This is a genomic window from Pseudomonas sp. F-14 TE3623 (assembly GCF_053629015.1).
The window spans coordinates 713,352-725,526 of record NZ_JBRJHM010000001.1; the positions used below are offsets into that span (position 1 = coordinate 713,352).

Below are 12,175 nucleotides of genomic sequence, written 5' to 3' on the forward strand. Positions count from 1 at the left end.
CCTCCACGCTCGACACAGAATCACGGTTACTGTGTGAGAGTCAACAATATTCGAAGCAGCGGGAGGCAGAGAGCGCCGTGGAAATTGATGTCGTTCGAGTCCCACATGTTGTGCGGTGCAGCCACGCAGCGTTCTCCGCCAGCCGCAAAAGCTAATGGAAAACCCGAAATACGGACCAACACATCTTCCACTCAAGTTTGATCCAGGACTATGCTCATAGAAGCCCTTAGCCACCAATATCGCTCTTTGCCGCTAGGGATCAGCCCACAGGACAGGGAGGTGGAGAGTGAAATTCGATTTAAGGAACGCGATCAACAGTATCTCAGACGTGGTGATGAACCGACCCGCCCCCCTGCGCGAGTTCGACCAGATCTACATGAAAGTGGCCGATATGGTTATCCAAGCTGAATACGTCGCCCGAGTCTTCAATGGAAAGAAAGTCGTCTTCGTGGGAGATGGGGACGGAATCGCTCTTTCAGCGGCGCACCTAAAGGCCCAAGGTGTAATCGATTACGGCCCCTCCTCAATCACGCTACTCGATTTCGACGAGCGCATCGTCAATTCAGTGCTGCGATTCGGCGAAAAACTAGCACCCAAGGTCGAAATCACTGCCCACCTGTACAACGTCGCTGACCCCCTTCCGTCAGAGCACTTCGGGGCCTATGACGGTTTTCACATCAATCCCCCATGGGGAGCAAGTAACGCCGGCCAAAGTGTCACAGCGTTTCTGGAGCGAGGCAGTCAAGCTACAAACGCAAAAGGGTTGGGCATTGTAGTAATTGCCGATGACCCTGACCTTCCCTGGACTCAGGAGGTACTGCGAGATACACAAAAAAGAGCCATCGAGTTGGGATATGTCGTATCCGAGATGCTTCCTCAGCTTCATCTCTACCACTTGGATGATGCTCCCGATTTGCGCTCTTGCTCTTGCCTGTTTCGGCGGGTGGTCCCCGGTCTGATGGAGAAGAGTTCGGATAAGTTGTCAGCCAACCGACTCAGCAATTTCTACGGTAAGAACAACCCGCTCATCTATAAATATGTACGCGAGACGCCCACCCTCAATGTCAATCGAGAGGCCGACCAGCGCTATTCACTTGAACACTACAAGGAGGTTCCGGATGCTTAATCCTATTGAGAATGGTCAAGGCCTGATCTTTATGAAGGTCGGACTGCACGCATCAGAGAGCCTCGAAGACATTGTGCGAAGAAAGCGGCGGGAGTTTGAAGAAGCCGGTTCAATCTTTTGGGGCTATGGGGGCAGTTCATGTCATCCCCGGACGATGGTACAGCCATTCGGAAAGTCGATGCAGGAAGAGGGGAAACACCTGCTCATCATCATGAACGAGATGAACTCCAAGCACGCCGCACCTCCAGTTGCCGCAACCCACTATTCTGAGGATGGCGTTGACTGGGAGGCCGTGCCGAAAGGCATTGAAGTTCGTGGATCCCGTTTTGCGCTTGTCCTTGATGAGCTACGGCTTGATGAGTTCGAAGTCAATCTGAACGATTTCGAGGTGGGCTTAGGACAATCTCGAGGGAAAGTCGCCTCGGAATACTTGAAAGGTCAAAACGACAAGGGCTGTCTTATCTATCACGAACCTCATGTCCCGCCACCGCCTGAAGAGCGGATCGTTAAGCGGATAGGCCTGATAGCTAGAGTGAAGCCACCTTTCGCAGTGTTCCTAAAGAACTGAAACGGGGGGAGTCCAGGAATGGGACAAATAGTATATTTGACGGGGGCACCGGCGACGGGCAAATCCACGCTGGCCGAGCGCCTGGCTGGGCTGTCGGACCAGATAACCGTATTTACCTACAGTAAGGAGCTTGCTCGGGTTGCGTCTGCCCGCGTGGGATTGGTCAGTCAGAGCGATATGCGAGAACAATCGGCGAAGTTGATCACTTGCGAAGATGTGGGGCTGGTTGACGCTGAACTGATTGAGATGGCTGCACGGTTCAAGCACAAGGAAGGCTACCTTGTGATTGATTCGCACGCCGTCACAATCGAGAGCTTCGGATTCAGGGTCACTCCGTTCTCTAAGGCGATGTTGCACGACTTGGCACCGGACGTAATCGTCTGTCTCTATGCCGACGCCCAGACTCTTATTGATCGTATAAAAGCAGATCCCGCAGGACGGCCTTTACCGCCGCCAAGTGAACTCGATCGGCATGTCAGTCTTCAATGCCAGATTGCATCTCTCTATGCATTCGAGACGGGGGCGAGGCTCTACTACCAGGATGCTTCGAAATCTGGAGTAGAGGTGTTGCAAGACTTCTTACAGGTATCCCGGATCGCTATCTCAGATGGCAGCGGCTAATCCGTGATCGGTACCAAAAAGGTCGAGAGTAAATGGTGCGCAGGCTTCTGGCTTGCGCTTGCCACGCAGCCTGGAGACAAGCAGATTCCAATCCGCAACGCCTCCGCTGGCTGAGACCTCCTCGATGGACTGCGCATCGTGAGGCGAAAGCAACTCGGGGTCGCAAAGCTGCACCGAGTAAGGCGCTTCCATGGTGGCTATGAAGCTCACTGCGTACTTTTTGGCAACGTTCCCACTGATCGCGTACTCGGCGTTCTTCACCACAGCCGTTACCTGCGATGCGCCCAAGGGCTTGTCGCTGGAGAAGTTCCTCAGGAATGCCGCAGTAACCTCAAGCTCTGTCCCCGTTCCCAAACGATCAGCGGATTTGCAGACCAGAGCATAGTGACTGGACTTGCGCCGCCCCGATGGCAGGTCAGCGCGGCTAGTAATCAACACGTGCTCTGGAAGCGGCACAGTATTGCCTCGGCCGTCGATCCAGCTGTTCCAGACAAAAACGTCGCCGGGAGTTACGTCGATGGCTTTGGCTTTGCTGGACATCGGTGAAAACAACACTTTCATTTCTTCTTCAATGGAAGCAGCCGCATCGCGGGCGTTCTCACCTAGGGACTGGCCAATTCCCCAAAAAAACAGACCATCCCCCAACTGACGCTCCCACTCCTTGCGACGAATGATCAAATCAAGGCCTTCGCCAGATTCGATACCCATTTTGGTCCAGCAGAAGGTAGAGGGGATCATTGCTATGAGTCCGAGGTTGCGTTGACGATTGTAAGCATAGCAATTCTCTATTCATTTTAAAAATTAATTCACATATAGTGAATATCATGAATAGCGCACAAGTTCGGGTTTACTATACCCAAATCATAGAATATCTAAGGTTGGATCCTCGCAGCGACGCTGAGATTGCCCGCAGAAGTGGGGTCTCACAGCCAACTGTGTGGCGATTGCGTAACGGTGCGCAGCCGAGGCTTCGCTTTAGTGAGCAATTCAATAAGCTCTGCAATTTTTATGGGCTTACTGAATTAAAACCCGAGCTCCCAGACAGTTCATTGGAGAGCGAGCTGAAGGGTGCAATAATGGCAATATGGGATGGCTCGGATGCTCATGCCCGGGCACTGATCAAAGTTATTCGCAGCCTCAAGGGGCTTGCCACAACTCAACCTGATCAATCTGTCCAGCTCACTGCTGAAGGAGGTCGCAATGCCGGCCACACAAATTGATCGAATCTTCGGGGCTCTGGAGTCCGCGGGCTATCCGCGGGAATTTCAGAACTCCTTGCTACCCGAATGGGTGACTGATGAGATGCTTCAGGACGAGGGCGCGACCATGGAGGTTGCTTCGATTCTGGCGAAAAGACTCGGCCTAAGGGTCGCACCGCTGTTTTCCGATAATCCGGGACTTGAGGAGCTTCGCCGGCGGGACACGAAGTACAAAAGATCCATCCCGAACAAATCCAAAAACCTCAGCGCCGCGACGTCCTTGGCAATGTTCGTGGCAGAGTCAGTCGCGTATGCGACGCCCTATGAATACACACCATTTTCACCAGATCCGCTTGAACTCAGGGCCGAGATTCTAGGCACCGAGGGTGGAAACTGGTTGGGCCTGCGAAACCTGCTTCAGGCATGCTGGCGACATGGTGTGCCGGTGATCTACTTAGACCATATCGGTGACGGGCTTCCGAAAATGGATGGCATGGTCACTATGTTTGATGGGCGTCCAGTCATCATTCTGTCCAAGAGGAGCCGCTCCTGGGCTTGGCAGTCATTCATCATCGCTCACGAAATTGGCCACTGCGCCCTAGGGCATATCGAGCCGGATGAAATTCTTATCGATGAGGTGCTGGGTGAGCAGTCGTATGCCCTTGATGATCCTGATGAAGATGAGCAAGCGGCTGATCGGTTTGCGATCACCATGCTGAACGGCAGAGAGGATGCAACGTATGGCCATGGCACCGGCCGAATGTCTTCACAAGGTCTTGCAGATTCTGCCATGGCATATGGTCAGGCAAATCATGTCGACCCCGGTCATGTGGTTCTTAATTTTGCGAAGCATAACGACGCTTGGGCGCTGGGAATGGCGGCGATCAATATTCTGCAGGCTGGCCTCAAGCCTGCCGGGGCCGTCGTCAACGACCTACTTTGGCGGCGTGTACATCAAGATGTTCTTCCTGATGACACCATCGAACTGCTCCGCCGCGTAGCACCAGCCGAATAGGATGTCGCATGGCGCTCAAACTCTTCGTGGACAACGATGTGATCCTGAAGCTTGCCCAGTATGGAATCCTAGAGCATCTGCTCAAGTTATTCCCAGGTCAAGACGGTCATATTCAACTGCTGGCCTTGGATTCGGCCCGGTACAAACTATTACCGAAGCGAAACCGCATCGAGTTGTGCAAAACCGAAGAAGTGGCCTTCCGGATTGAGGCGTTTCTGGATAGCGCAACGAAATTAACGCCCGGAGATGTGGATCTCGACGTACTGGAACGGTTAAACGCTGCGCCAGGGATCGATGCCGGTGAGGCACTCTTGTTTGCTGCAGCCGCAAACGGCGCTGAGGGCCGAGTCTTAACGGGCGACAAGCGCGCCTTGGCGGGAATCGCCGAACAAAACCTCGATCACATCGGCCCTCTGCTTATCAACAAAGTCATAACTCTGGAGGCCCTAATCCAGGGATTTGTCGAACTAGACCACCCCGCGACTCAAAACGCCGTGCGTTCAAATCCAGTAGTGGATAAAGCGTTAACCATGGTGTTCGGCATGTCTGCACCTGCTTCTGAGGAAAGCGTGCAGGAAGGACTGTATTCGTATGTCGGACATATCAGAAAGTCCTTGGGCGAACTCCTTCATAGCGGCCCTCCATTTGACTGACCTCATCTAGGCGGCGAATCGCGCCCAGCCACGGGACCGCGCCTTGGGTAAATCAGGGCGCGAGGTGACATTGAGGTGACGAGAGACATTCCGCACGCGAAGAAAAACCCCAGTGGTCTGCCGATCGCTGGGGTTTTACATTTGCCTTGAGACCGACCGATTGCGCCGGGTACCAGCACGGATGTTTCAGTGCCTGGCTATCGAGTTCATGGCGCCTAATGCCCTTCGGGCAGCCGAGGTATGCCGACTCTCCGTATTTGATCAATACACAGTGCGAAGAGATGCAGGGAGTCCACCGACACGTTCCAGTCCCTTGGCAGTAAATATTGCGTGTTCAATCCATGCTGGGTGAGCCTTACCAGAAATATATTCCTCGGAAATCAAGAAGCGGACACAAGACGCAGCGAATGCATGTTTTTCGGTGTACGCAGTATCTTCTTCACGTCCCCTATTGTGCTCATAAGCAGGCCCCTCAACGAGCCCTAACGCTTGGAAATCGAGGTCAATAGCCTTCGGGAACGCTTCAGCAAGAGCCGAAAACACAGCTTTCACTACCTCATCAAACCGAGCAGCATTTTGCAGATCCATTGGAAAAGCTCTTTAGCAGAATTGGGGAAACGAGTGTAAACCATGGCCTCGCATAATGGACGCTATGGATAGATCCTCGCCAGAGCTTCGCGATTTGCCCGGCTTTGGATTCTGTCCCTTCGGGCCGCAAGTACCATAACGTCGGCTGCATTACGTGCAACGGGTGCCGCAGGTTTCGCCTCCATGTAGCTGGGCGCAGGACGGTGAGCGATGTGGCGGCGCCTTAAGCGCATGGTGGTTTCGATAACCACTGTGCGAGTAAAACTTGATCAAACTTGATTTTGATTGAGCTAGGCACTACATTGGCTGTTATGCAAAATACCCTACACATCGAGTCGCTTCGGGCGGCCCTCGTTCAGCGTGGCTGGACACAAAAAGACCTCGCGGATCAGCTTGGGGTGTCGGCGCAGTCCGTTACCAACTGGTTCAAAGGTAAGGATTTTCCGCGCCCTGACAAGCTGCTCAAGCTGGCCACAACGCTCCAGCTTTCATTTTCGCAGTTGGTTGCGCCGCCTGAGGATCAGCCCGTGGTGGCGTTCCGCAAAAAGGCGGGAACCAAAACCACCGACGAACACATTCTCAAAGCGATGGGCATCGGCGGTTTGCTCAAGCCCCTCGTCGACTTTTTGCCGGAGCTGCCAACCTTACGTACCCAGATTTCGTCGCCCTCCACCAGCTATGCACGCTTGCAGAGCGATGCGTCCCAGGTACGCAATAAATTGGGTTTGGGTGAGCGCAGTGTGCTGGGGTATGAGGCGCTGATCGCCGAATTCAAGGCGTGTGGAGCGGTGCTCGTGCCTGTCCTCTGGGGGCACAAGCAGCAACACAAGAATGGAATGCACATTCTACTGCCAGCGTCTGATGTCACCTTCGTGTTCGTCAACCTGGATACCAAGCTGGAAGACTTTAAGTTCTGGATGGCTCACGAGTTAGCGCATGTTTACACCCCCGAACTGGCGGGGAGTGACGCGGGGGAGGATTTTGCAGATGCCTTTGCCGGTGCCCTGCTGTTTCCTGAGGCCTGTGCTCAGCTCGCGTATGCCGAAGCGACGCAGGCGTCTAACGCAACTGGGGAGGTGAATATTCTTCAGCAGCATGCCCGGCATCACCAAATTTCATTGAACACAGTGTTCCAACAAACGCAGGGCTATGCGAGGGAAAACCAGCTGCCATCGTTGCGGGTGATTGAAACAACAATCCATAAGGTGCGAAACAGCTCAGAACCCCAACTGGTCAGCTCGATTCTGTTTGATCCGACTCCACCCAAACCCGCGCAATACCTTGCTGCTGCGTCGAATGTGTTTCAGTCAGAGTTCTTCCTGGCGCTGAAGCGCATGATTCGCGAGCACGGGACGGGCCCGTCGTATGTTCAGCAAATCATGGATGTATCACTCAGTGATGCTTCCGCGCTATACGGCGAGCTCGCGCGTTGACCGCGGCGTCCACGCTCGTATTGCTGGATACCAACGCGTATCTGCGGCTTGCGAAGCGTGTACGCCCAATGCTGGGGGTTGGGTTTGGGCAGAAAAACTATGTCCTGACCATTCTGAAAGATGTAGAGGAGGAAGTGCATCGCAGTGGTGCACTGAAATTCAAGTTTCCTTGGTTCGACGGCGAGGATCTTGCCGCTGAGCGGATTGCGAAGCAGATTCGCCTGAGCGCTGACGAGAAAGGCCAGTTAGAAGCTGCTCAAAGCGTGCTGCGTGGTTGGGTATTAATGAATCCGACAGCCTACACCACGGCTGGCCGCTCTCCTCCTTCCTCGACAGACTGCAGAGTCCTTGCGTTTGGCCAAATTCGCGACGCAATTGTGGTCACGGATGACCTCGGTATGCACAAGCTGGCTCAAGAATTCGGAATTGCTGTCTGGCATGGCCACGAGCTGCTCAAGAAAATGCTCACGGCAAAGTTGATAACAAATGAGCAGGTCAAAGGCATTTTCGAAGCGCTGGAACTCAACGGCGACTTGACTGAAACGTGGCGCCAGGCGAAACACACAATCTTTTTGAAGCTATTCGGTAAGTGCTAGATAGATGACCGGCAACTTTGAGCAAATTCAATAAGCCTCAGGCTTGCTTAGCTGTTGACGCCGAGGCCGAATCGACCCACGTGCCGAGACAAGACTGACCCCTCTCCAAACCTGCACAAATCCAGCACAGACAATGATTCGCAAGGAGTCAGACTGGGTCAGTGAAATCTCGGCAGCTGGGTCGATTTGACGTCGACGCCAACAGTGGACTCTCCAGCTCAACGTTCGAATTTAAATTAGCTGGGGGCAGCGGCTCTGATTTTTTGGGTTAGCGTCTGCTTCAGGCGCTTTTCCCAAGCTTTGATCATCAGCCAGTCGCCAATGATCGAGCTTAGCGCGAGGATTAAGGCGATAGTTACCAGACGAGTGGTTGGGGTGGGTATGGTAGAGCGCTGCGCCGTTTAAACGCCGAAGACACTGACGAAGACTGCGCCGAAGACGTTCACGAAGCACGAGCAGATTTTTGACGTTCACTTTGAACGTAATTCTGACGAAGGCTGCTATTGCGTAGTTACAAGAAAAGATAATAGTATGCGTGTAAGGTCGAATAAATCACTGGAGAGGTTGACACGCATGTCAACCGTGAATTCGCCTAAAACCCAATCGTACACAACCGAGACCTAACCTCCATTGACCGACGGAGGACTACCCATGAGCCAAAATCTATTCGAATTGTTCACAGACGACCCTGTGGAATTCAACATGAAGCACCTGAAAACCCAGCTTTTTATGGTACTGATCACTTTGATTCGTCAAAAAGGCTGGACTCAGGCCACGGCAGCTCACGAGCTGAGCATCACCAAGCCGCGCATGAGTAACCTGTTCAAAGGTTATTTAGAAAAGTTTTCTATTGATGCGCTGCTACAGATGCTGGTGCGGATCGGCTATAAAGTGGACGCGGATTTTGATCCCGAGAACAAAGCCCGGCCACTGGTAATAAACCTGAAAAAAGCGATGCTCTAAAGCACCGCTGTCCTCACGCTTAGGCCGCCTTGGGTTCGCTCCTCAAGGCTTTCAAGCGCTTATCCACCACGTTCTTGATCTGCCGATCTGTTCCGTTCGTGGTTTTCTCACAGACATGCAGTACAACAATCTGCCCTGCCAAGCCGGTGTAGTAGATGCACCGCCACGCGGGGCTCCCGTTGATACAGAGTTCGTAGACGCCATGTCCCATAGAACCCAACGGGTTTGAATCGCAGGTCAATTCCTCATTTGCTGCCTTGAGGTTTAGGTTGATCAGGAAGCGATCCCGGTCCCTTTCGGGCACCTTTCCCATTTCCTTAATAACCGGCTTCTTAGGGTAGAAACTGATCTGTAGTGGCTTACGGGTGTTTTCGTTGATGTCGCGTTTTTTCTGGGCCACGGTGTGGGTCCCTCCAGGTAATTGTTAGGGGATTCAGGAAAGGTTTCATCGATACTTCCTTCTATGGATTAGTGGTGAAAAGGCCACACCGGTCGACCGGCGCACCCTCTCTGACTTGCTCCCTGTTGTATTCAGTCGGCAAGTCCCTGGTCTGCCAGATAAGTGGCTGACCCGTTGGATATTATCAGAAATTGTAACTGCGTGGATGCGATAGATGGGCTAGTTCAGTTGAACCTCTCAATCTTTGACTAGAGGTCGAGTGGGGATCTTTATTGGACGTGCTGATCAAAGTGTGCGAGCCGTTGAACACGCTCGGGGAGTGATCGATGTCAGCAAATGTCCAATCTGCTGAAGCAGGCCGACAAACCGTATTCCTGAAGGACGCTGAACTTTTGCTCTACTGCAAATTTAGCCATTGCTAAATGCCCTGCTAGTTCCTACGAATGGGGGGCGCGGAGGAGCGGGACATCTCAAAAAGCCGCCGTGTACTTTGCCAAGGGGGGCGGCTGGAGTACGCCTTTATTAAGCTACTGACGAGAGACCTTCCGACTGCCAGCCTTCTGAGCAACCATGGGGCGGCGTGCCCACGTTCCACGTGGAACCAAATATTGTGTGAGGCGAGTAGGCTTTTCTTATTTATTTTGTGAGTCCTAACCGGATGATTCACAAAAAAGATGATTTTTCGCCAATGTTTGCAGGGGCTCAGGATCATTTATTGTGGGACCCTACATCCGGCAGGACCGCTAAAACGAAAAAGGCCAACGCTTAGCGTTGGCCTTTTTTATTGATCGTCGAAACGTCGTCATTCGCTAGCAGTGGCCACGCTCTCGAGCCGATACCCATACCCGTAAATCGTCAGCAGTTGCCAACCGCGATCGGCCGTCAGGCCCAGCTTGTTGCGCAGGCGATAAATATGAGTGTCCAGCGGGCGGGAGGAGACTACTTCTTCATGGGTCCAAAAGCGTTCATACAAGTATTCACGGGACAAAGGTCGGCCCAGATTGGCGAACAGGCAACGGGCGAGACGGTATTCCCGTTCGGTCAGGCTGATGGGGGTGGCGGCGCGGGTGACGGTGAGTTCGGCGTCGTCGAATTCGAGGTCATTGAAGGTCAGTATTTCGGTGGCTGCCGCGCGTTGCAGCCCATGCCGACGAAGCACTGCGCTGACCCGAGCCATCAGCTCGTTGGGACGAAACGGTTTGCTCACGTAATCGTCGGCCCCCGCGTTCAATGCCTGGACGATATCGCTTTCGGTATCGCGACTGGTGAGCATGATCGCGGCCGGTGGCACGTCCATGTGTTCACGGGTCCAGCGCAACAATGCCAGGCCGCTGATATCGGGCAGTTGCCAATCGAGGATCAGCAGATCGAAGGTCTCCCGCCGGAGTTGCCGTAGCAGGTCCTCTCCCCGCTCGAAGCAATGCAGCGTCCACGCCTGTTCTCCCGTGACGTGGATCTGTCGCAGTGTCTGTTCCACCCGGCGGAGTTCGGCGGGCTCGTCATCCAGTATTGCGACACGCATGCCGAGTGTTTCCTTCATCTCGTAAGTGCAAAGTGAAAATTCCTGCGGAAGTTTAGGCTGATTGATTGAATCTGAACAATTGTGGCGAATTGCTGCGATGTTCCCAAGTATGGCTACGCTGATGGCACTTCGCCGATAGGCTATTTTAGCCTTCGACCAATTCTGAACAAATATTGAGAATCGGCTCGCAAGGTCACTTATGCCGGTAGATTCGTTGTCGCTGAGCGGCACAGGGGCATTGGGATGTGCTCCGACGCAGGGAGCGTCAAGCCAACCTGGCAAGACCGTCGATTGCCGGTTTTCGGCGGTCTCCAGTTCAGGGGAAACACACGGAGTGCCTGCTCGGCTCCGACACAGGGATGTGTCATCTCATGTCCTTTGCTCCCATGGCTATCTGCCAGAGCGTCCGGTCAGGTATCGTGCGTCAAGCGCGTGCGTTTCCTCGGCATGATTTCTACAAGAGCATAAAAGCAATCCATGAACCCCATGACCTTATTGCTCCCACGCCGTTCTGGCGTCTGTCTTTTACTGATTGCTGGCCTGATGGGATTGTTCACCCAGAGTGCATCAGCGGCTGTCGCCTCGGCAAAACGCCTGTCTTATATCGATGAAAACCAACAATGCCGTGGTCAACCGCTGCCGGCGACTGTCGAGCATCTGACCGGCGAAGCCTGGAAGCTGGACGCCAAAGGCAAGCAGACGCCACTGCAGGAAGGTATGTCGATTGACGAACAGGAAGGCGTCAAGACCTCGCCCTCGGCGTTTGTCAGCCTGTCCCTGGGTGATGGCTCGCGGGTGGTGTTGCCCTCCAGTTCCCATATCACCTTGCACCTCAATGAAGAACATTCGATCCCTCAGGTCATTCTTGAGCAGGGGCAAGTTGAGTCGTATGTGATCAAACGTGCCAGCGACCATGATCGCTTTCAGATCGTCACGCCGGTCGGTGTACTGGGCGTACGGGGTACGCACTTTCGGGTGCGCAACGATGACGGTGGCGAGGCGCTGCTGGAAGTGTTGAACGGGCAAGTAACGGTCGATCGTGACGAGCAAACGTCGGGCTCCCGCCCTGCCCGGTCGGCTGCCAAACGGACTCAGAGCTCTGAAGCTGACGAGGTCCAGGTTATGGCCCGTCAAGGTTTGCGTATTCAGAAACAAGGCACGTTGACGCCAATCGACTTGTTACCTGCCCCACGCTTGTTGGGGCAAGCCGGTCAGACGGGTAATGTGCCTGTCTGGCAATTGATCATGAAACCCATCGAAGGGGCCACGCGTTATCGGGCGCAAGTGGCTACCGACGCAGCCTTTCTGGACATCAAGCAAGAGCAGTTTTCTAGCACGCCAGAGGTCAACTTCAGCGGGCTGAAAGCGTTTTTCTACCATGTTCGCCTATCGGCCTATGATGCTCAGGGGCTAGAGGGAGAGACCGGGGTGTATGACATTTTCTATTACCCCAGGACTACCCGTGTCCAATAGCGCCTTGGCCAACGACCG

General features: G+C 53.8%; 13 protein-coding genes. 9 read left to right on the forward strand and 4 right to left on the reverse strand.

All coding sequences use genetic code 11. The features are described 5' to 3' along the window. Positions 1-286 precede the first annotated feature (286 nt). Genes AB7M29_RS03275 through AB7M29_RS03285 form a run of 3 tightly spaced genes read left to right on the forward strand, consistent with a single transcriptional unit; the run spans position 287 to position 2,315 of the window. Positions 287-1,126, forward strand: coding sequence for a bis-aminopropyl spermidine synthase family protein (locus AB7M29_RS03275; RefSeq protein ID WP_454246321.1), 840 nt, complete (start codon positions 287-289; stop codon positions 1,124-1,126). Next, positions 1,119-1,694, forward strand: coding sequence for a hypothetical protein (locus tag AB7M29_RS03280; protein ID WP_454246322.1), 576 nt, complete (start codon positions 1,119-1,121; stop codon positions 1,692-1,694). The genes AB7M29_RS03275 and AB7M29_RS03280 overlap by 8 nt, the downstream gene beginning before the upstream one ends. A gap of 18 nt (positions 1,695-1,712) precedes the next feature. After that, a complete protein-coding gene (locus AB7M29_RS03285; protein WP_454246323.1) occupies positions 1,713-2,315 on the forward strand; it encodes an ATP-binding protein in 603 nt (200 codons plus the stop codon). Here the strand turns inward: AB7M29_RS03285 and AB7M29_RS03290 are convergent. Beyond that, a complete protein-coding gene (locus tag AB7M29_RS03290) occupies positions 2,298-3,053 on the reverse strand; it encodes a hypothetical protein (protein WP_454246324.1) in 756 nt (251 codons plus the stop codon). The two genes, AB7M29_RS03285 and AB7M29_RS03290, sit on opposite strands and share 18 nt — an antisense overlap. Positions 3,054-3,515: 462 nt before the next feature. Here AB7M29_RS03290 and AB7M29_RS03295 point away from each other — a divergent pair, with 462 nt between their 5' ends. Both AB7M29_RS03295 and AB7M29_RS03300 read left to right on the forward strand, forming a co-directional pair. Further along, positions 3,516-4,529 carry a hypothetical protein gene (locus tag AB7M29_RS03295; RefSeq protein ID WP_454246325.1) on the forward strand — a complete coding sequence of 338 codons (1,014 nt, stop codon included), beginning with the start codon at positions 3,516-3,518 and terminating at the stop codon, positions 4,527-4,529. A gap of 8 nt (positions 4,530-4,537) precedes the next feature. Further along, positions 4,538-5,182, forward strand: a complete 645-nt coding sequence (locus AB7M29_RS03300; protein ID WP_454246326.1) for a hypothetical protein — start codon at positions 4,538-4,540, stop codon at positions 5,180-5,182. 261 nt (positions 5,183-5,443) lie between these two features. On the opposite strand, the gene AB7M29_RS03305 is transcribed toward AB7M29_RS03300, so the two are convergent. Further along, positions 5,444-5,770, reverse strand: coding sequence for a hypothetical protein (locus tag AB7M29_RS03305; protein ID WP_454246327.1), 327 nt, complete (start codon positions 5,768-5,770; stop codon positions 5,444-5,446). A gap of 275 nt (positions 5,771-6,045) precedes the next feature. Here AB7M29_RS03305 and AB7M29_RS03310 point away from each other — a divergent pair, with 275 nt between their 5' ends. The 3 genes from AB7M29_RS03310 to AB7M29_RS03320 all read left to right on the forward strand — a co-directional run bounded on the left by AB7M29_RS03310 (position 6,046) and on the right by AB7M29_RS03320 (position 8,762). Beyond that, the gene (locus AB7M29_RS03310) at positions 6,046-7,203 is read left to right on the forward strand and encodes an ImmA/IrrE family metallo-endopeptidase (RefSeq protein ID WP_454246328.1); all 1,158 of its coding nucleotides are present in this window, start codon (positions 6,046-6,048) and stop codon (positions 7,201-7,203) included. Beyond that, positions 7,200-7,799 (forward strand): hypothetical protein, encoded by a 600-nt coding sequence (locus AB7M29_RS03315; RefSeq protein WP_454246329.1) that lies wholly within the window; start codon positions 7,200-7,202, stop codon positions 7,797-7,799. The genes AB7M29_RS03310 and AB7M29_RS03315 overlap by 4 nt, the downstream gene beginning before the upstream one ends. A gap of 651 nt (positions 7,800-8,450) precedes the next feature. Next, positions 8,451-8,762: a helix-turn-helix domain-containing protein gene (locus AB7M29_RS03320; protein ID WP_454246330.1), complete on the forward strand. Its 312-nt coding sequence runs from the start codon at positions 8,451-8,453 to the stop codon at positions 8,760-8,762. Positions 8,763-8,781: 19 nt separating this feature from the next. Here AB7M29_RS03320 and AB7M29_RS03325 read toward each other — a convergent pair whose 3' ends face one another. Next, entirely contained in the window at positions 8,782-9,162 is a 381-nt protein-coding gene (locus tag AB7M29_RS03325) for a type II toxin-antitoxin system RelE/ParE family toxin (protein ID WP_454246331.1), read from the reverse strand. 802 nt (positions 9,163-9,964) lie between these two features. Then, positions 9,965-10,684: a response regulator transcription factor gene (locus AB7M29_RS03330; protein WP_217856991.1), complete on the reverse strand. Its 720-nt coding sequence runs from the start codon at positions 10,682-10,684 to the stop codon at positions 9,965-9,967. 486 nt (positions 10,685-11,170) lie between these two features. On the opposite strand from AB7M29_RS03330, the gene AB7M29_RS03335 reads away from it, so the two are divergent. After that, entirely contained in the window at positions 11,171-12,157 is a 987-nt protein-coding gene (locus AB7M29_RS03335; RefSeq protein ID WP_437180796.1) for a FecR family protein, read from the forward strand. Positions 12,158-12,175 lie beyond the last annotated feature (18 nt).